The following is an 18,377-nucleotide window of genomic DNA, read 5'->3' on the forward strand; positions in this document are numbered from 1 at the left end:
GGAGCCAAGACAATGGAACGCAAGGCGGACGCCAAGACCAGATCCCGGCTCGATGTTCTCGTCGCCGGCGCCGGCTATGTCGGGCTGGCCAGCGCTGTCTCGCTGAAACAAGCGCGGCCGGGCCTTGCCGTAGCGCTGGTCGATGCCGCACCCGCCGGCGCCTGGCAAAGGGATGGCCGCGCCTCAGCCATTGCCGCGGCTGCCTGCCGCATGCTCGACCAGCTTGGCGTGTGGGCCGAGATCGCACCTCAGGCGCAGTCGATCACCGAGATGATCATCACCGATTCGCGCAGTTCCGATCCGGTGCGCCCGGTGTTCCTGACCTTCGGCGGCGAGGTCGCGCCGGGCGAGCCCTTCGCGCATATGGTGGCCAACAAGGTTTTGAACGGCGCCTTGCGCCGCAGGGCCGAAAAGCTCGGCATCGACATCATCGAAGGCGTCGCGGTGCAAGGCTTCGAAACCAACGGCGCCGGCATATCAGTGCATCTCGCCGACGGCGCCACGCTGGCGGCGCGGCTGCTTGTTGCCGCCGACGGTGTCAATTCGAAGCTGCGCGACATGGCCGGCATCAAGACGGTGAAGTGGGAATACGGCCAGTCCGGCATCGTCTGCACCGTGGCGCATGAGCGCCCCCACCATGGCCGCGCCGAAGAGCATTTCCTGCCTGCCGGCCCTTTTGCCACGCTGCCGCTCAAGCCTGACGAGGACGGCACCAACCGCTCGTCGATCGTCTGGGTCGAGCGCACCGCCGATGCCGAGGCGCTGGTGTCCGGTGACGATCTCGTCTTCGAGCATGAGCTCGAACGGCGTTTTGGTCTGAAGCTCGGAGAGATCCGCGTTGCAGACAAGCCGCGCGCCTGGCCGCTCGGCCTCACGCTTGCGCGCGCCTTCGTAGCGCCCCGCATCGCGCTCGCCGGCGACGCCGCCCATGGCATCCACCCGATCGCCGGCCAGGGCCTGAACCTGGGCTTCAAGGACGTGGCGGCGCTTGCCGAGGTGATCGTCGAGGCGGACCGGCTCGGCCAGGACATCGGCGCGCTCGACGTTCTGGAGCGCTATCAGCAGTGGCGCCGTTTCGATACGGTGCAGATGGGCGTCACGACAGATGTGCTGAACCGGCTGTTTTCCAACGACATCACCCCGCTGCGCACTGTCCGCGACATCGGCCTCGGCCTGGTCGAGCGCATGCCGCGCCTGAAGGAGTTCTTCATCCGCCAGGCATCGGGACTGTCGGTTAATACGCCGAGGCTGTTGCGAGGCGAGCCGATCTGATCGCCTGGCAATTGGCCGAGGCCTGCACGACGTCGTCATCCACGGGCGGAGCGGGAGCGAAGCGGACGTGCAGACCCGAGGATCCATGCCGTGACCTTGGTCGAAGAATGCAGCCGAGCACAATTCCGCACCGCTGCAACGCTTATAGGTAACGGATTGGATTCTGGTCTGCGCCGCGTCGCTCCTTGCTGCGCCATGGAATGACGAGAAGGCGGCCCCTCAGTTCACCTCGAACCCAAGCTTCTGCCGCAACCTCAACATCCGCTGGTCGGCGACCTTGACGCTTTGCTCGCCGCCCTGGGCGACGCGGTTCAGCATCCTGAGCAGGTCTTCCCGTTCGTTCGGGTCGAGACGACCGCGCAGGAACGGCGCCAGCTTGTCGATGACGAGTGTGGTGTCGTCGATCTGTGACACCGCCCATTTGGCGTATATCACCGCTTCGTCTGTCTTCTTCTTGTCGGCAATGCCGGAGATGACTTCGCGGATGACGGCCTCGCGCTGCGGCAGGACAGGCCCGTTCTCGGAGACGATCGATGTGATCAGCGTCGCGGCGGCCACTACTGGATCGTCGATCGCCGTCAGCGGCGACAGCGCCGCCTGCTTGCGCAGCTTCTTGCGCCGGATGTTGCCTTGCACGCGCCCGACGACATCGGCAACCTCGCGCGCGGCGTCGTTCATGGCCTTCATCCGGTAATACCAGAATGCCGCCGCTCCCAGCACGCCAAGGATAGCAATCAGGAAAGGCATGCCGAAATCCCCCAAAATCCTGGCGACGATAGGAGAAGTGTCGCGTTGCTTCAACACGCAAAAGTTGCGTCAGGGGAAGAAATTTCGTTGCGCTGGCAGTGGCGTCAGGGTTCAAGACCGGTTCGCCGAGTTCCTTCCCAACCCCTGTGGACGACAGGACAGAGGGGTGCTGTCCCACCAGCCGACATCTTCTATGATCCCGGTACGTCGTAGATCGCCCGCACCTCGATCGTACCGATCTCCGCCAACGGAATCCTGGCGGCGATGTCCAGCGCTTCATCGAGATTGTCGGCCTCGACCATGACGAAGCCGAGCAATTGTTCCTTGGTTTCAGCGAATGGTCCGTCAGTGACCAGCCTCTTGCCCTTGCGGCGGCGCACGGTTGTGGCGGTCTGCACCGATTGCAGTGCCTGCGCGACGATCAGCTTGCCCTCCTGGTCCAGGGACCTGTCATAGGCGAGCGAATCGGCGTTGAGCTTGGCCCCACGCTCCGGGGTCAGCGCATGGAGGTCCTTTTCCTCACCATAGACCAGACAGACATATTTCATTTCCGGCTCCCGTGCTGCGATGAACCATAGGATGCGGCGGCGGGCGTGTCAGCCTTGCCCTCGACCGCCGCTGCTTGGTCGAGAAGGCAGGCCGCGGCCCCTATGATGGCGACGGCCGCAAGCAGCCGGCCGAAACCGGACGCCGGCGGGTCCAGCCAGAAGCCGTCTTGTCGCCCGGGCCTGTGGCCCCGCTCGTGCCAAAGTGCGAAAAGCAGATTGTCCATGTGAACCTCCATCCGGCCATAAGCTTCGTGACCGTCCGCAGGACGGCCGGACCGGATGGAAGCCGACATTTTCGCACGCGCATTTTTCAGAAAAAATTTCGCCACGGGCGCCGATGCCGCGGTTTCCGCTGCGATGGCGCGATGGCCTTCCCATGCGTCCGCGCTATAGTTGGAAGGAACGCTGGCGCCGGGCCGGCGCAAACGAGGCCAAGGAGACCACAATGGACCGCACCGCAACCGCCGTCTGGAAAGGCAATCTGAAAGAGGGCAAGGGCACGCTCGACAGCCAGAGCGGGACGCTCAAGGGCACGCCCTATTCGTTCAAGGCGCGCTTCGAGGATGAAAGCGGCAAATCCGGCACCAATCCGGAAGAGCTGATCGCGGCTGCCCACGCCGGTTGCTACGCCATGCAGCTTTCGCATTTCCTGGCCGAGAACGGCACGCCCGCCGACGAACTCGATGCCAAGGCCGTGGTGACGCTGGTTCCGGGCACCGGCATCACCGGCAGCGCGATCACGCTGGTCGGCAAGGTGCCCGGGATCGATGCGGCGAAGTTCAAGGAATTGGCCGAGAAGGCCAAGGCCGAATGCCCGGTCTCGAAGGCGCTCGGCGCCATAAAAGTGTCACTCGACGCCAGGCTGGAGTGATTTGCGTTCTATTTGCCGAGATCGCGTTCCTTCGCGCCCCCCCTCTGCCCTGCCGGGCATCTCCCCCACGAGTGGGGAGATTAGCAGCTCGGTCGCTAGCGCTTCTCTTTCAACGTCGGCGATTGGCGAAAGCCGGCGTACATTGGCGAAAGCCGGCGTACATCTGATCTCCCCCCTCGTGGGGGAGTTGCCCGGCAGGGCAGAGGGGGGCGCCTCGCGCCAACCTCCGGTGAACTAGCCGCCCAGCGCCTCTATCTTGGCCCGCAGCGTCGCGACCTCTTCCTCCAGCGCCCGCACGCGCGCTTCGAGATCGGACTCCGAAGACGATATCGCCGGCTGCCAAGGCGCCGCAACCGCTGCCGCCTCCACCGGTCCGCTCAACAAATGCACATACCTCTCCTCCCGTTGGCCCGGCGCACGCTCCAGCAACTGCACCAATGGCGGCCGCCGTCCGATCATCAGGTCGAGATCGTCGCGCAGCTCCTCGAACGAGGCAAAGCGCGCCATGCGTTCCGAACGTGCCAGCAGCTCATGCGCCGTCTGCGGTCCGCGCAACAAGAGCAGACCGAGCAAGGCGGTCTGCGGCGTGGTCAGCGAGAAGCGCTGCGCCATCTGATGCTCGTAGCGCTCGACGCGCGAGCCGAACATCTGCCGCACCAGCCCCTTCTGCTCGAGCAGCTTCAGCGCGCGATGCACCTCGCTTTGTTCCAAGACCATCACCGGCTCGCGCGCCGTCTTCTGGTTGGCGGCGGCCAATGCCGCGTTCAACGTCAGCGGATAGACATCCGGCGTCAGTTCCTTCTTCTCGATCAGGCAGCCGAGCACGCGCGCTTCGCTGGGAGAAAGGATAGGAAGGTCATCGCTCATTGGGCATCCTTTCAGACTCTGACGGACCTTTCCGAGCGGAGATCCGCAGCTTCGTCGATGGCGTCCGTTGTAGCGCAATTCCAGGAAAACTGTGTAGCGGTTTCCGTCCGGAATTGCGCGAAAACAAAGAGTTAGCGGGTCAACAATTCGATCGAACGCTGAACCGCTTTGAGTCGTTGGCGATTGGCGGGACAGGGTGCGAAGCGGTGCGCGTGTCGGCACTAATATGCAGCAGCCCCAAGCGCCGCGGCCGTCCGCGCCGGTTTCACCTGCCAGAATGATCTGACGAGCACATCCTCGGCATAGATTGCGCTGTCGAACTGGGTCTGTCCAAGTTCCTGGGCCAGCGTCGGCCGATTCCCTAGCAGCGACACGCCAAAGGCAGCCTTGCCATTGGGCGGCGGCAAACGCAGCGCGTCCAAAATGGTGGGAAATATGTCGATCGTGCCCGAAAGTCCGGTATGCGGTTTGGAAGGAATACCTTCCCCCGACAAGGAGAAAAAGTTGCGTCGTTCATATCTGTTCAAACGATCCGTGACCTTGCTCGGCGCGGAAAGGTGGTCGCTTTGCAACGCCAGGACGGTGTTCGCCATCAGGCCTTCGGCTTCGGCTTTGTGAATGAACTCCGCGATGAGCATATTCGTGCATTTCACGGCATGGAGAATATTGGGCGTTTGCGGAGAAAGCCCCGTCTTGCCGATGCATTTGTCCGTCAGGTAGCCATCCATCGCATGCCCGCCGCTGACGGCGATCGTCAACGAGAACGGTTTGCCGTCCCGCTTCGCGCGCCGCAGAATGTCGATGCTCAGATCCAACACTTCGGCGTCGTCGGCGCCGAAAGAGTTGCCGCGCCCGTTGACGGCGGCCACCACTTCGGACCCTCCGAAAAGCGACGAGTAGCCGTGGGTGGAATAAAATGTTCCCTGCCCGGTGAAGCTGAGTGGCCAACCGGTAACAAAGTTCTGCTGATAGCCCCGTGCTTTCAGGACATCGCCCAGGCAGGTCAGGCCCGGCAGGAATTGCGAATTCTCCTCCAGATACTGGCGCGTTGTGAAAAATGTTATCAGCAGCGGCGTTCCACAGTTCGCAGCGACCATCCCTGAGATGGAATTATTGGTGTAGGCAAGCTGCACCATGTTGGTTGCCGAAAGGCCACGCCGGTCGAATTCGCGCAACGGGTCCATAACGTCGCCGAACTCCTCGTTCATATAGGTGCGCTCGGCGCTCTCGATGAAAATATGAATTAGGTTCCTTGGCGCGGCGGTCGCGGACGCTATTTCAGCCAGCGGCTTTGTCAAGGAGGTGATGTCGACGAACCGCTTGGACAGGAAATCATGCAGCGGGTTGGGATGGATCGCTGCCGAGATCGGACGCGTCAGCATCGGGTTTGCCGCCAGGAAGAACGCCATCAGGGCGACATCCAATCCTCTGGTCAGCGTGCCGCGTGCCTTGAGTGCGCCAAGACCGAAAAGGACGACCACAATGACCAGTATCGTGCCGCCGGTATGCAGCAGATATTCATACACCACACCGGGGGTCAGCATGCCGGCATCGGCATGCATCAGCATCGCACCCCAGTCAAAATAGCCGAAGGCACTTTCGAGATAGACATAGACAAGGAATAAAAGGCAGGGGAAGAGCGAGAAATAGAGCCTGAACCACTTGCTTTCTTGCTGATCCGCCTTGTTGTCCTGGAAGCGATCTAGCAAGAGAAGTGCTATCAAGACCCCCAGGCCGAGAGCCGCGATCTGCCCGCTCTCCTGAAAATAGATCCGCGACACAAGCCAGGTGAGCGATCCCACTGTCGCCGTGGAGATCAATGGTCCAACTATCCAGTAACGACTTGTGATGGAGCCGCGCATCACCTTGCACTCGAGCGAGGAGTTCGAAATTGGATACCGAGGATTATTTAAAACTATACTAAGACAAACGTTGCGCAGCTTCGCGCGTCAGCAGTCAATTACTTGCATTACTGCTAATATGTGCCGCTGTCCCCGGTTCTGGCGAGCGACATGTTTGAAACAATGATGATGGCGTTCGGCACGCCAGCAATTCATGCGCGGCCTGCGGGCCCAAGCAACAAAAGCAGGCGGAGCAAGGCGGAACTGCGGCGCAGCCGCACAAGCATTCGGCCCAAGCGTCCGCTGTATCAGTGCCATACTGGCACACGCGGTCTTCCGGCCAGTGGCGGCATGCGCCACATTGAACATCAGCGTATCCGGCGCTGTCGATCAGTGAAGGGATCGCCTTGGGGGCCTGCTAAACCCGTCTTTCCACCATCATCTTCTTGATTTCGGCGATCGCCTTGGCCGGGTTGAGGCCCTTCGGGCAGGTCTGGGCGCAATTCATGATGGTGTGGCAGCGGTAGAGGCGGAACGGGTCTTCCAGATTGTCGAGCCGTTCGCCCTTGGCCTCGTCGCGGCTGTCGATCAGCCAGCGATAGGCCTGCAGCAAGGTCGCCGGGCCGAGATAGCGGTCGCCGTTCCACCAGTAACTCGGGCATGAGGTCGAGCAGCAGGCGCACAGGATACATTCGTAGAGCCCGTCGAGCTTCTCGCGATCCTCGTGGCTCTGCAGCCATTCCTTGGCCGGCTGCGGCGACACCGTTTTCAGCCACGGTTCGATCGAGGCGTGCTGGGCATAGAAATTGGTGAGGTCCGGCACCAGGTCCTTCACCACCTGCATATGCGGCAGCGGATAGACCTTGACGGCGCCGGATATGTCGTCGCTGCCCTTGGTGCAGGCGAGCGTGTTGGAGCCGTCGATGTTCATGGCGCAGGAGCCGCAAATGCCTTCGCGGCAGGACCGGCGCAAGGTCAGCGTCGGATCGATCTTGTTCTTGATCCAGAGCAGCGCGTCGAGCACCATCGGCCCGCAATCGTCCATGTCGACGAAATAGGTGTCCATGCGCGGGTTCTCGTCATCGTCCGGCGACCAGCGGTAGATGCGGTATTCCCTGAGATTGGTGGCGCCTTCCGGCTTCGGCCAGGTCTTGCCCTGCTGGATCTTCGAATTCTTGGGGAGCGTCAGTTCGACCATTACCTCAGGTCCTTTCGGATGACGAGCTTCAGCCCGGACCAGATTTCATTCACGGCGGCGACTTTCACGTCGACAAGGTCGAGCTTCAGCGCCTCGGCGCGGACGACCCCCTCGGTGACATCTGTCGCCACTTTCGATGCTTTCTTCGGCCAGGAGACCCAGACCATGCCGTCGCGCTTGATCGCCGCCTCGATATCGCCAAGACGATCTTCGATCTCGGCCCGTTGGCGGCTGAAGGCATGGATGGCGTCGTATTTCAGGGTCGTCCCGGAAATACCGGACCAGTCGGCCAGCCGGTCGACTTCGGCGAAGTCCACGGCTTCGGCTAGCTCGTCGAGTTCAGGCGGCAGCGCAATGAAGGCGGCGATCATGCCGTCCTTCAGGCCGAGCTTGGCCGGAAGAGGCGTGCCCGAATATCCCGTCGCCGCCGGCGCCATCAGTACACCCTGGCCTTCGGGGCGATCTTGGCGAGGCTGATGCCGCCGTCCTTTTCGGCCAGCAGCGGCTCGGTATGCACCGGGCGGTAGCTCAGCGTCACCTTGCCGTCTTCGGCGACGCGCGCCAGCGTGTGCTTGCGCCAGTTGGCATCGTCGCGCGCCGAGAAATCCTCCCGCGCATGCGCGCCGCGGCTCTCCTTGCGCGCCTCGGCGCTGTAGACCGTGGTGATGGCGTTGGCCATCAGGTTTTCCAGTTCCAGCGTCTCGACAAGGTCGGAGTTCCAGATCATCGAGCGGTCGAAGACCTTGATGTCCTTGAGCTCGCCCCAGATTTCCGAAATTCGCTTGCAGCCGTTCTCCAGCGATTCCTGCGTGCGGAACACGGCGGCGTCTTCCTGCATCGCCTTCTGCATCTTCTCGCGCAGCACCGCCGTCGGCGTCGAGCCATTGGCGTGGCGCAGTTTGTCGAAGCGGTCCACGATCTTTTCGACCGAGGCTTCGTTGGGCGAAGGGATGGCCGACTTGCGTTCGATGACCTGGCCGGCGCGGATCGCCGCGGCGCGGCCGAACACGACCAGATCGATCAGCGAGTTCGAGCCCAGCCGGTTGGCGCCGTGCACGGAGGCGCAGCCGGCCTCGCCGACCGCCATCAGGCCGGGCGACACCTGGTCAGGATTGAAGGCCGTCGGGTTCAGCACCTCGCCCCAGTAATTGGTCGGCACGCCGCCCATATTGTAGTGCACCGTCGGCAGCACCGGGATCGGCTCTTTGGTCAGGTCGACGCCGGCGAAGATCTTGGCCGATTCCGAAATGCCGGGCAGCCGCTCATGCAGCACCGCCGGATCGAGGTGGTCGAGATGCAGGAAGATGTGGTCCTTCTTCTTGCCGACGCCACGGCCCTCGCGGATTTCCAGCGTCATGCAGCGCGAGACGACGTCGCGCGAGGCAAGGTCCTTGGCCGAGGGCGCGTAGCGCTCCATGAAGCGTTCGCCCTCGGAATTGACGAGATAGCCGCCCTCGCCGCGCGCGCCTTCGGTGATCAGGCAGCCGGCGCCGTAGATTCCCGTCGGGTGGAACTGCACGAATTCCATGTCCTGCAGCGGGAAGCCGGCGCGCGCCGCCATGCCGCCGCCGTCGCCGGTGCAGGTGTGTGCCGATGTTGCCGAGAAATAGGCGCGGCCATAGCCGCCGGTCGCCAGCACCACCATCTTGGCCGAGAAGCGGTGAATGGTGCCGTCATCGAGGTTCCAGGCGACGACGCCGGTGCATGCGCCGTCCGGCTCCATGATCAGGTCGAGGGCGAAATACTCGATGAAGAACTGCGCGTTGTGCTTCAGCGACTGGCCGTAGAGCGTGTGCAGGATGGCGTGGCCGGTGCGGTCGGCGGCGGCGCAAGTGCGCTGCACCGGCGGCCCTTCGCCGTAATTCATCATGTGGCCGCCGAACGGCCGCTGGTAGATCTTGCCCTCTTCGGTGCGCGAGAACGGCACGCCGTAATGCTCGAGTTCGTAGACCGCGGCCGGTGCTTCGCGCACCAGATATTCCATGGCGTCGACATCGCCCAGCCAATCCGACCCCTTGACGGTGTCGTACATGTGCCACTGCCAGGAATCGGGACCCATATTGGAGAGCGATGCGGCAATGCCGCCTTGTGCGGCTACCGTGTGCGAGCGGGTCGGGAACACCTTGGTGATGCAGGCGGTACGCAGGCCCTGCTCGGCCATGCCGAGCGTGGCGCGCAGGCCGGCACCTCCGGCGCCGACGACCACCACGTCGAACTTGTGGTCGACAAAGGTATAGCCCGCCGTGTTGGCTGATTTCGCGTCCTTGGCCAACTCAGCCTCCGAATGCCAGTTTGAGCAGGGCGAAGAGCGAGGCGACCCCAACCGCTACGGTGAAAAATGTATTGAGCGCGATCAGCGCCAGCTTCATGCCTTCGCCATGCACATAGTCCTCGATGATGACCTGCATGCCGATCCGCATATGATAAAGCGGAGAGATCAGCACCAGGGCCAGCACCAAGGCTACGAACGGATTGGCGAGTGCCGCGCGCACCTCCGCGTAACCAGCGCCGTTGAGCGCGATCAGGAAGCCGACGAAGAACAGGATCAGCGGGATATTGGCAATGGCCGTCAGCCGCTGGCGCCAGAAATGCCCGGTGCCTTCGTGGGCGGAACCCAGGCCGCGGACTTTCGCCAGCGGCGTGCGCATATCGGTGTTGTTGCCGCTCATGATCAGGCCCCCCGCGCCATATAGCCGACGATCCAGATCAGCAGCGTGAGCAGGATCGAGCCGGCGAGCGTCGCCCAGGCGATCCTGGAGGCCGTATGCTTTTCAAGGCCGGCGCCGGTGTCCCAGACCAGGTGGCGCACGCCGCCCAGCATGTGATGCATCAATGCCCAGGTGTAGCCGAACAGGATGAGCCGGCCGAGCCAGGTGCCAAACGCCCAGTTGATCCAGTCGAAGGCGCCCTGCGAACTTGCCGCCGCCGTCAGCCAGGCGGCGACAAGCAGGGTGCCGAAATAGAGCGCGCCGCCGGTGATGCGATGGATGATCGACATCGTCATGGTGATCGGCGGCCGGTACACGCTCAGGTGCGGCGAAAGCGGCCGTTCACGTCTGATATTCGCGCGGGTGGCTGGTGATTTGCTCATGGCTCCCCCAGTTCGGCGTCTCTGGAGCCTCAGGTGGAAATGCGGCATTGCCGCTTCCGGTTGCGACTTCGGACAGCCGGTTTCTAATGCTCTTTTTGCACCGCGTCAAAGCCAGAAAACCGTTTCGAAAACGTAATTTAGTCTGATTAACTGGGTCGCTTCCGCTTCAATCGATTAGCGCGCGATTCGAAGCCGGCGCAGCGTCGCTGCACTGCGGTATATAGCTGCGATTCGCGCCGGCTTATCGCTTGCAGGTCTGTGGTGTCGACCCCTTCTTCATGACCAGCGCTTCGCGTCCGTCGATCACGATTGCGTCATGCGTCGCCGCCTGGTAGCGGCTGGTCTGGTTGGCGGGTGACGCTGCAAACTCCTCGGCCACGCCATCCCGCCCTACCGCGCGAAGCGACGTGCCGAGACTCTGGATGGTGATCATGTCGCCGTTGCCGCATCTATAGGTGGCCGTGCCGGTGCTTGATCGCGGCACGGTAAGGTCGGTGGTGATCTTGGTTGCGGGTGCCGAGGTTGCCGGCGCCAAGGGCACCGCGGGTGCGGCGGACTGCTGAGCCAGAGCAGGCGGGACCGCGGCCGATGCCGCCTTCGGTGCGCCATCTTGCGGCACACAGCCCGCGGCAACGAGAAGCAGCGGGATAGTGATCACCCGAACCGTGTGGCCAAAGGTCATGCGCTGCCCCTTTCGTGCGCGGCACGCTAGAGCAATTCCAGGAAAAGTGTGAGCGGTTTTCCGTCCGGAATTGCGTCAAAACAAAGAGATAGAGCATTCCGCCGTTTCCGTGAAACAGCGGAATGCTCTAGCCATGCGGCGCGGCAAGATCAAGTTCACCTGGAGTCAGCAGGTCGGAACAGGCAAGCGGATGCCCGCGGCCCATCCCGTGAAATTAACCATGTTCATCAAGATCTGCCGCCGAAGGCCGTCCACCCCTTAACAAAGGTTAAGAAAGGGTTAATTTCCGATTCGGAGGAAGTCCGGGCCGAGGCCCTGGGTCACGCCGGTGAAAGGAGGACAAAATGCGTTCGAATTCAGTGCTGGCTTGCCTCGCGGCGGTTGCGGGCCTGGCCGTCGGCTTCACTGCGCCGGCATGCGCCGGACAGCATCAGGACCGAGTCTACGCCGATTCCTTCGGCAATCTCGTCATCGACAGTGCCGCCGGCTACAAGCGCATCATCGTCGGCGAGGGCAAACTGGCCAAGCAGCTGTCGGCCTACACCAGCGCCGGCCAGCCGAAGGTGATTTATCAGAACGAAGCCGACGAGATCACTGGCTACAGCGATTGCTACCGCCCGCCGGTGTTCGTGAAGGGCCGCAGCTACATGTACGGGCTTTCCGACGGCGAGATGCCGCAACTCAGCCCTTGCCGCTAGACCAATTCCAGGAAAAATGCGTAGCGATTTCCGTTAGCAATTGCGTCAAAATAGAGAGTTGGAGCTGGCTTCGGCCTCGCCTGACGATCGGGCTTCGACGGGCGCGACGCGCACGCAATCACGCCCGGCATTCTTCGCCTGATAGAGCGCCTCGTCCGCTCGCCGCATGAGATCGGCGACATCTTCGCTTGCATGAAGTTCGGCGACCCCGAAGCTCGCCGTGCAGCGACTGTCCGCCGGCAGCCCGTCGATGGGCAGCGCGCTGAACGCGCTGCGGGTGCCTTCGGCGAACAGCCGTGCGGCGGCAAGGTTGGTCCCCGGAAGGATGATGGCGAACTCCTCGCCGCCGATACGGCCCGCGACATGGTGGCCGGCGGCGGCCTCGCGCAGCAGGCCGGCGAAGGTCTCGATGACAAGGTCGCCCGAGGCATGGCCGAAACTGTCGTTGATGGCCTTGAAATGATCGAGATCGGCGATGACCAGGGCGACCGGCACGCCTTGCCGCGTGGCGCCAAGCACCGCCTGCTCCGCCCGACGCGTGAAGGCGCCGCGATTGAGCAGCCGCGAGAGCGTGTCGGTCTCCGATTTCGACGTCACTTCAGCCAGCACGTCGCGAACGAGGATTGCCAGCATCAGCAGCGCCAGCGCAAGGCCGAAGATGGTACCGAGCGATTGCGACACCAGTGCGTAGTTGCTTTGCAGATAGGCCTGCGGATCAGCACCCCAGCCGCCGAGCGCATGCGCGATGAACGGCTTGGAGGCAAACTGCATGCCGCTGAGCGCCAGCACGGCCATCAGGATGCGGTCGAGACCGGCCAGCCTCTGCCTTGAGGACCAGACGATGGCGAGCGCGACGAATTGCATGACGGCGTAGGGGAGTTGGTAGGCCATCATGCGAGCCAGCGACTGGCGCGGCAGGTCCTGCACATAATAGACGGCGATGGTGGTGGCGAAGAGGAAGAACAGCATTGGCGACCATGGCGGCGCCACGCCATATTTGCGGGCCAGTCCGGCATTGAAGGCCATGGTGGCGCCAAGGAACACGGCAAAGGCTGTGACCACCGGAAACCGCGCATCGGCAAAGGCGGGGATGCTGAATTCGATGGCGAAATAGGCTATGCCCAGGAGATAGCCTGATGCCAGCCAGCGGGCCGGCACACGGCCGACATCATGGAACGCGACCGCCATGAAGGCCGCCGCCAGCAGGCCGGCAGCCGACAAATTGATCAACAGGATGAAGTTGGCGCCGCTCATATCTGTTTCGATCCCCCGGGGCGTCAGCTAACCATGGACGGGCGAAAAAGACGTTAACGTGAGCTGGGATACGCGGTGTCAGCCGGCCCTGACCGACTCCGGCATGAACACCGTTTCCGGTCGTTCATAGGAGAGCCGCACGCTGTCACGGCCGGTCTTCTTGGCTTTGTAGAGCGCCTCGTCGGCGCGGCGCATCAACGGCCCCAGGGCCTCGTCACCGGTGCGGGCCGCGACGCCGAAGCTGGCGGTGACCTTGATGCCGGCGGGCAATCCGTCGACACGGCCAGCCGAGTAGAGCGTGCGTACGGCTTCCGCCAGCAATCGCGCCGCGGCAAGATCGCTCAAGGGCAAGAGCACCGCGAACTCCTCGCCACCGATACGCCCGGCGACGCCGCGCGCACCGGCTGCCGACCGGAGCTTGTCGGCGAAGTCGGCGATTACCCGATCGCCCGCGGCATGCCCGTGCATATCGTTGAGCGCCTTGAAATGATCGAGGTCGGCCAGCACCAGCGCCACCGGGAACTTCGCCGCCGCGCAACGGTCCAGCAGCAGGGCCGCGCGCTCCTCGAAACCGCGTCGGTTGAGCAGGCCCGACAGCGGATCGGTGTGCGTCTCGGCCTTCAGCGCCTTCATCACGTCGAGTGCCGCGGCGGTGAACAGGCAAAGCGCGATCAGCAGCGACAACAGCGCATGCGACAGCAGCGCCGTCGTCCAGTAGGACGAATCATAGAACCCGTCATAGGTGGTGAACGGCCCGTGCGCGATGACGACGATAAGGGTGCGCACGAAGAAATTGAGGCCCGACAGCAGCGACAGCACGAACAGGATCTTTTCTGTCGGGCCGTTGTTGCGAACCGGCCGCAATTCGGCGCCGACCAGAAGACTGATGCCCCCGAGGGCGAAATTCATCGCCAGGATACGCCAGGTGAGGTCCGGCTCAACGAACAGGAACCAGCAGAACGATGCCAGGCCACCCCCTGCCAGCATGCCGATACCCAGATAGGGCACCTTGCGGCCGTAGCGGGCGACGATGGCGCCCGACAGGCAACAGCCGGCGATGGTGAAGCAGATGTTGGACACCAGCTTGGTCAGTGCCATGCCAATGGGCAAGGTGAAATACTGGAACAGAAAGCCGGGTGCCGAAACACAGTAGCTGAACGCCAGCACGGCAAGATAAGGACGGTGGCGCTGATAGGTCCATAGCACGAGGAAGGCCGCGCCGAGGGCCAGCGCGATCGTTGGATTGAGCAGCGCTATCAGCAGGCCGGTGTCCAAAGGACGGTGACTTCCCCTTGCTTGACGTCAGGGAAGAGCTTAGAGGGCAAGCGCAAACAAGCGGTTAAACTCGGAGTGTCGCCACGATGTGTTGCGGGGGAACCCGGCGCTGTCGGCGGCGTTCATGCATTCACCATCAGGAGCAGATCATGGCCGACACGATCACATTGACCGACCACGATGCAATCCGTTCATGGACTGCCGGGCGCGCCGGCTTTCCGGCAATCGTCGACATATCGCCCGAGGCGGGAACGCAGCCGATGTTGAGGCTGGTCTTTGGCCAGCACGCCTATCAGGATCAAGACCAACCGGAACGGCCGGTCAATGCCGGTGGCTATGAGCTCGTCGAGTGGGACGAGTGGTTCAAGATCTTTGAGGAGCAGCAACTGGCGCTTGTCGTCGCGGCCGACGAACCTGGGCACCGGGAGGAATTCCACGAACTCATCCGGCGCGACGGGAAGGCTTGACCCGGGCCGCGAGGCCCGGGCTGGATTATTTCCAGTCGCGGATGTCTACGAAGTGGCCGGCGATCGCCGCCGCCGCCGCCATGGCCGGCGAGACCAGATGGGTGCGGCCCTTGAAGCCCTGCCGGCCCTCGAAATTGCGGTTCGAGGTCGAGGCGCAGCGCTCATGTGGCTTCAGTCGGTCGTCGTTCATGGCAAGACACATCGAGCAACCCGGCTCGCGCCAGTCGAAACCGGCGGCGAGAAAGATCTTGTCGAGACCCTCGGCTTCCGCCTGTTCCTTGACCAGACCGGAGCCCGGCACGATCATGGCGTTGACACGCGGATTGACTTTTCTGCCCTCGACCACCTTGGCGGCGGCGCGCAGGTCCTCGATACGGCCATTGGTGCAGGAGCCGATGAAGACGCGATCGAGTTCGATGTCGGTGATCCTGGTTCCCGGCGTCAGCCCCATATAGTCGAGCGCGCGGATCTTCGAGGTGCGCTTGTTCTCGTCGGTGATCTCCTCCGGATTTGGCACCACGCCCTGCACCGATACGACGTCTTCCGGCGAGGAGCCCCAGGAGACGATCGGCGGCAGTTTCGCAGCGTCGAGCACGATCACCTTGTCGAAATGCGCGCCTTCGTCGGACTGCAGCGTCTTCCAGTATTCGAGCGCCGCGTCCCACGCCGCGCCCTTCGGCGCGCGCGGCTTGTCCTTGACATAGGCGAAGGTCGTCTCGTCGGGCGCAATCAGGCCGGCGCGGGCACCGCCCTCGATCGACATGTTGCAGATGGTCATGCGGCCTTCCATCGACAGCGAGCGGATCGCCTCGCCGGCATATTCGATGACATAGCCGGTGCCGCCGGCGGTGCCGATCTCGCCGATGATGGCAAGGATGATGTCCTTGGCGGTTACGCCTTCCGGCAACTGGCCGTCGACGCGCACCAGCATGTTCTTGGCCTTGCGCTGGATCAGCGTCTGCGTCGCCAGCACATGCTCGACCTCGGACGTGCCGATACCGTGCGCCAGCGCGCCGAAAGCGCCGTGCGTCGAGGTGTGGCTGTCGCCGCAGACGATGGTCATGCCGGGCAAGGTAAAACCCTGCTCCGGGCCGATAATGTGGACAATGCCCTGGCGGATATCGTTCTCGGAATAATATTCGACGCCGAAATCCTTGGCGTTCTTGGCCAGCGCCTCGACCTGGATCCGGCTTTCCTCGTTCTTGATGCCGAACTTGCGCTCGGGCGAGGTCGAGACATTGTGGTCGACCACGGCCAGCGTCTTTTCCGGATGCCGGACTTTCCTGCCGCTCATGCGCAGGCCCTCGAAGGCCTGCGGGCTGGTGACTTCGTGGACGAGGTGGCGGTCGATGTAGAGCAGGCAGGTGCCGTCGTCCTGGCGGTCGACGACATGGTCGTCGAAAATCTTGTCGTAGAGGGTGCGCGGTGCGCTCATGTGCGTAAATCCGTCGATATGAGAATGAGGAAAGGAGCAGATGCCGCAAGCCTGCGGCCGAGCGTCGGGGATCAGCGAAGTCGGCTGGTCAGGGCGCCGGACACGCGCGCGGAAAATCGCGACGGCAGGCGTTTTCTGTCCTGCAGCACGAAACCCTTATAGGCTGGATCGCCAAAAAGCTCTTCCATGGCGGGGTAAATAGCAATGTTTTGCCTTTTCGGCAATTGGTTGATCCGATGACTCAGGCAACCGCTCAGGTTTTGAATTATCCCTCAACCCATCCAGACGTTGGCGCTGCCCCTCACCTGCCTGCCGGCATCCTCTCCCCGTATAGGGACGGGGAGAGGGGCGCTGTCGTCACCGATTTCGCCAATCGTCAGGGTTACAGGAGGGGCGCCGGCGTTGCGGCCAGCCCCCTTCTCCCCGTCCCTACACGGGGAGAAGTGCCCGGCAGGGCGATGAGGGGCAGCGCGACTCCGCGAATTTGAGACCCTACAGAACTTCGAACACAAACGTCTTCACCAGCGCATCGGGCTCGGCGATGGCATAGCAGCGGAACCACGGGCTTTGCTCGACCAGGCGCCATTTACCTGCCTGCTCCATCTCGTCGAACACTGCCTGGAAACCGCCGCTTTCAAAAACCTGGTCGCGCACGGTGAAGATGGCGTGGCCGCCTTTGCGCGTGATGCGCACCAGCTCGTGCAGGCCCGACGCCGGCGCGTGGCTGATGGTGAAGACACCGGTCGAGAAAAAGGCGCGGAAATGGCCATCCGGCCAGGGCAGAGGGCCGCCCAGCATCGCCTTTTTCAGCTCGCTATAGGCATTGCGGCTGCCGGCGATCTTGAGCATGTCGTCCGACAGGTCGAGCCCGGCAATATCGCCGTAACCCAGCGCCTTGAGCGACGGCCCCGACAGGCCGGTGCCGCAGCCGGCGTCGAGCAGCGGCCCTTCGCCCGCCGGCACGTGGCGCGCCACCCAGGCGCTGATGAGGAAAGGGAGCAGATAACCGAGTGATGCGGTCTCGCTGTCATAGGTCGCGGCCCATGCGGCATAGGCATGCGCCAGCGTTTCCGGCGTGTCGGCTCCATAGACGGAATCCAGCGCCGCATTGGCCTTGTCGACGATCATCGGTCGTGAGTCTCCCCGCTCATGCATGCCGCCCAGAAGTGCGTCGAGGTTTTGGGACAACGACATGCATAAGGCAAGATAACCCTGCCTTCGCTCAAAAACTATTCCTCGTGCTGGCGGCGCAAGCGCCGCTCCAGCGCCCTGAGCGACAGCGACAGGCCGACGGTCAGGATGAGATAGATATAGGCAACGATCGAATAGGTCTCGAAGAAGCGGAAAGAGCCAGCGGCATAGACCTTGCCCATCTGGGTGATGTCGGCGACGCCGAGCACCGAGACCAGCGAGGAATCCTTGACCAGGGCGACGAAGTCGTTACCCAGCGGCGGCAGGATGGTGCGGATCGCCTGCGGAAAAACGATGAGCCGGAAGCGTTGCGAGCGGCTCAGGCCAAGCGCTTTGGCCGCTTCGATCTGGCCCTTTTCGACAGCCTGGATGCCGGCCCGGAAAACCTCCGAAATGAAGGCGGAGTAGCCGATGGTCAGCGCCATGATGGCGCGCCACAAGAGCGAGACATCCCGCACCAGAAGCTCGCCGAGCAGACCGGCGCTCTGCAGCGGCGCGGTCAGCGTGTTCCAGGCCGCGACAAAGGCCGGCGCGCCGGCGAAGGCGATCCAGAACAGCAGCACCAGGATCGGCACGCCACGGATGATCTCGACATAGAAGCGGGCGATCTGCCGCAACCAGGGCGAACCCGACAGGCCCATCAGCGCAATGCCGAGGCCGATGATCGAGGCCAGCGCAAAGGCGACCACCGTGACGAAGACGGTGATGCCGACGCCCTTGGCGACGGTGGCGAAGACCTGGGCATAGAGGTCGCTGGCGGCGATGAACAACGCCGCCGCCAGTGCGAGGACGGCGGCAACGGCGAGCCACCACGGGAATTCGGATTTGGAGGAAGACGGTCCGGCAGGCATCAGGCAGCGCCAGCGGGATGGTTGCGAAGGTCGCGTTCCGGGGTGGGAAGAAACTCCGTCCGTTGGAAAGTCAGCACATGGTCCTCACG

20 protein-coding genes are annotated in these 18,377 nt (G+C 63.1%); 4 read left to right on the top strand and 16 right to left on the bottom strand.

The annotated features are described in order from the left end of the window. Nucleotides 1-12 precede the first annotated feature (12 nt). Nucleotides 13-1,272, top strand: a complete 1,260-nt coding sequence (locus FJ958_RS04795; protein WP_140740082.1) for a ubiquinone biosynthesis hydroxylase — start codon at nucleotides 13-15, stop codon at nucleotides 1,270-1,272. Nucleotides 1,273-1,491: 219 nt separating this feature from the next. Here the strand turns inward: FJ958_RS04795 and FJ958_RS04800 are convergent, their stop codons facing one another. From FJ958_RS04800 to FJ958_RS04810, 3 genes are all read right to left on the bottom strand, one after another. Beyond that, nucleotides 1,492-2,019 carry a hypothetical protein gene (locus tag FJ958_RS04800; protein ID WP_140740085.1) on the bottom strand — a complete coding sequence of 176 codons (528 nt, stop codon included), beginning with the start codon at nucleotides 2,017-2,019 and terminating at the stop codon, nucleotides 1,492-1,494. Nucleotides 2,020-2,210: 191 nt separating this feature from the next. Continuing rightward, nucleotides 2,211-2,567 (bottom strand): YciI family protein, encoded by a 357-nt coding sequence (locus FJ958_RS04805; protein ID WP_140740088.1) that lies wholly within the window; start codon nucleotides 2,565-2,567, stop codon nucleotides 2,211-2,213. Then, nucleotides 2,564-2,791 carry a hypothetical protein gene (locus FJ958_RS04810; protein ID WP_140740090.1) on the bottom strand — a complete coding sequence of 76 codons (228 nt, stop codon included), beginning with the start codon at nucleotides 2,789-2,791 and terminating at the stop codon, nucleotides 2,564-2,566. The genes FJ958_RS04805 and FJ958_RS04810 overlap by 4 nt, the downstream gene beginning before the upstream one ends. Nucleotides 2,792-3,012: 221 nt before the next feature. On the opposite strand from FJ958_RS04810, the gene FJ958_RS04815 reads away from it, so the two are divergent. Continuing rightward, a complete protein-coding gene (locus FJ958_RS04815; protein WP_140612451.1) occupies nucleotides 3,013-3,438 on the top strand; it encodes an OsmC family protein in 426 nt (141 codons plus the stop codon). A gap of 234 nt (nucleotides 3,439-3,672) precedes the next feature. Here the strand turns inward: FJ958_RS04815 and FJ958_RS04825 are convergent, their stop codons facing one another. The 8 genes from FJ958_RS04825 to FJ958_RS04860 all read right to left on the bottom strand — a co-directional run bounded on the left by FJ958_RS04825 (nucleotide 3,673) and on the right by FJ958_RS04860 (nucleotide 11,117). Continuing rightward, entirely contained in the window at nucleotides 3,673-4,305 is a 633-nt protein-coding gene (locus FJ958_RS04825) for a DUF480 domain-containing protein (protein ID WP_140740093.1), read from the bottom strand. A 221-nt stretch (nucleotides 4,306-4,526) separates the two neighbouring features. Continuing rightward, nucleotides 4,527-6,167, bottom strand: coding sequence for an LTA synthase family protein (locus FJ958_RS04830; RefSeq protein WP_140740096.1), 1,641 nt, complete (start codon nucleotides 6,165-6,167; stop codon nucleotides 4,527-4,529). Between the two features lie 397 nt (nucleotides 6,168-6,564). After that, nucleotides 6,565-7,344: a succinate dehydrogenase iron-sulfur subunit gene (locus FJ958_RS04835; protein ID WP_140740099.1), complete on the bottom strand. Its 780-nt coding sequence runs from the start codon at nucleotides 7,342-7,344 to the stop codon at nucleotides 6,565-6,567. Continuing rightward, the gene (locus tag FJ958_RS04840) at nucleotides 7,344-7,781 is read right to left on the bottom strand and encodes a DUF3052 family protein (RefSeq protein ID WP_140740102.1); all 438 of its coding nucleotides are present in this window, start codon (nucleotides 7,779-7,781) and stop codon (nucleotides 7,344-7,346) included. Before FJ958_RS04840 ends, FJ958_RS04835 begins: the two co-directional genes overlap by 1 nt. Continuing rightward, complete coding sequence (gene sdhA / locus FJ958_RS04845; protein WP_140740105.1) at nucleotides 7,781-9,616, bottom strand: succinate dehydrogenase flavoprotein subunit; 1,836 nt, start codon at nucleotides 9,614-9,616, stop codon at nucleotides 7,781-7,783. The genes FJ958_RS04840 and sdhA overlap by 1 nt, the downstream gene beginning before the upstream one ends. A 1-nt stretch (nucleotide 9,617) precedes the next feature. Next, nucleotides 9,618-10,013, bottom strand: coding sequence for a succinate dehydrogenase, hydrophobic membrane anchor protein (gene sdhD / locus FJ958_RS04850; protein WP_140740109.1), 396 nt, complete (start codon nucleotides 10,011-10,013; stop codon nucleotides 9,618-9,620). 2 nt (nucleotides 10,014-10,015) lie between these two features. After that, a complete protein-coding gene (gene sdhC / locus FJ958_RS04855; RefSeq protein ID WP_140740112.1) occupies nucleotides 10,016-10,435 on the bottom strand; it encodes a succinate dehydrogenase, cytochrome b556 subunit in 420 nt (139 codons plus the stop codon). Between the two features lie 241 nt (nucleotides 10,436-10,676). After that, a complete protein-coding gene (locus tag FJ958_RS04860; RefSeq protein WP_140740115.1) occupies nucleotides 10,677-11,117 on the bottom strand; it encodes a hypothetical protein in 441 nt (146 codons plus the stop codon). 344 nt (nucleotides 11,118-11,461) lie between these two features. On the opposite strand from FJ958_RS04860, the gene FJ958_RS04865 reads away from it, so the two are divergent. After that, entirely contained in the window at nucleotides 11,462-11,815 is a 354-nt protein-coding gene (locus FJ958_RS04865; RefSeq protein ID WP_140740118.1) for a hypothetical protein, read from the top strand. Nucleotides 11,816-11,860: 45 nt separating this feature from the next. Here the strand turns inward: FJ958_RS04865 and FJ958_RS04870 are convergent, their stop codons facing one another. Next, on the bottom strand, nucleotides 11,861-13,069 hold the full coding sequence (locus FJ958_RS04870) for a GGDEF domain-containing protein (protein ID WP_140740121.1): 1,209 nt from the start codon (nucleotides 13,067-13,069) through the stop codon (nucleotides 11,861-11,863). A 78-nt stretch (nucleotides 13,070-13,147) separates the two neighbouring features. Further along, complete coding sequence (locus FJ958_RS04875; RefSeq protein WP_140740124.1) at nucleotides 13,148-14,344, bottom strand: GGDEF domain-containing protein; 1,197 nt, start codon at nucleotides 14,342-14,344, stop codon at nucleotides 13,148-13,150. 149 nt (nucleotides 14,345-14,493) lie between these two features. Between FJ958_RS04875 and FJ958_RS04880 the strand changes: the two genes are divergently transcribed. Continuing rightward, on the top strand, nucleotides 14,494-14,811 hold the full coding sequence (locus tag FJ958_RS04880) for a hypothetical protein (protein ID WP_140612882.1): 318 nt from the start codon (nucleotides 14,494-14,496) through the stop codon (nucleotides 14,809-14,811). Nucleotides 14,812-14,836: 25 nt separating this feature from the next. On the opposite strand, the gene leuC is transcribed toward FJ958_RS04880, so the two are convergent. From leuC to FJ958_RS04905, 3 genes are all read right to left on the bottom strand, one after another. Beyond that, complete coding sequence (gene leuC, locus FJ958_RS04885) at nucleotides 14,837-16,246, bottom strand: 3-isopropylmalate dehydratase large subunit (protein WP_140740127.1); 1,410 nt, start codon at nucleotides 16,244-16,246, stop codon at nucleotides 14,837-14,839. A 492-nt stretch (nucleotides 16,247-16,738) separates the two neighbouring features. Further along, nucleotides 16,739-17,374 (bottom strand): class I SAM-dependent methyltransferase, encoded by a 636-nt coding sequence (locus FJ958_RS04900; RefSeq protein WP_140740133.1) that lies wholly within the window; start codon nucleotides 17,372-17,374, stop codon nucleotides 16,739-16,741. Nucleotides 17,375-17,475: 101 nt separating this feature from the next. Then, nucleotides 17,476-18,288: an amino acid ABC transporter permease gene (locus tag FJ958_RS04905; RefSeq protein ID WP_140740136.1), complete on the bottom strand. Its 813-nt coding sequence runs from the start codon at nucleotides 18,286-18,288 to the stop codon at nucleotides 17,476-17,478. Between the last annotated feature and the right edge of the window lie 89 nt (nucleotides 18,289-18,377).

It is taken from the genome of Mesorhizobium sp. B2-3-5 (assembly GCF_006442395.1).
In the GTDB taxonomy this organism is placed as follows: domain Bacteria; phylum Pseudomonadota; class Alphaproteobacteria; order Rhizobiales; family Rhizobiaceae; genus Mesorhizobium.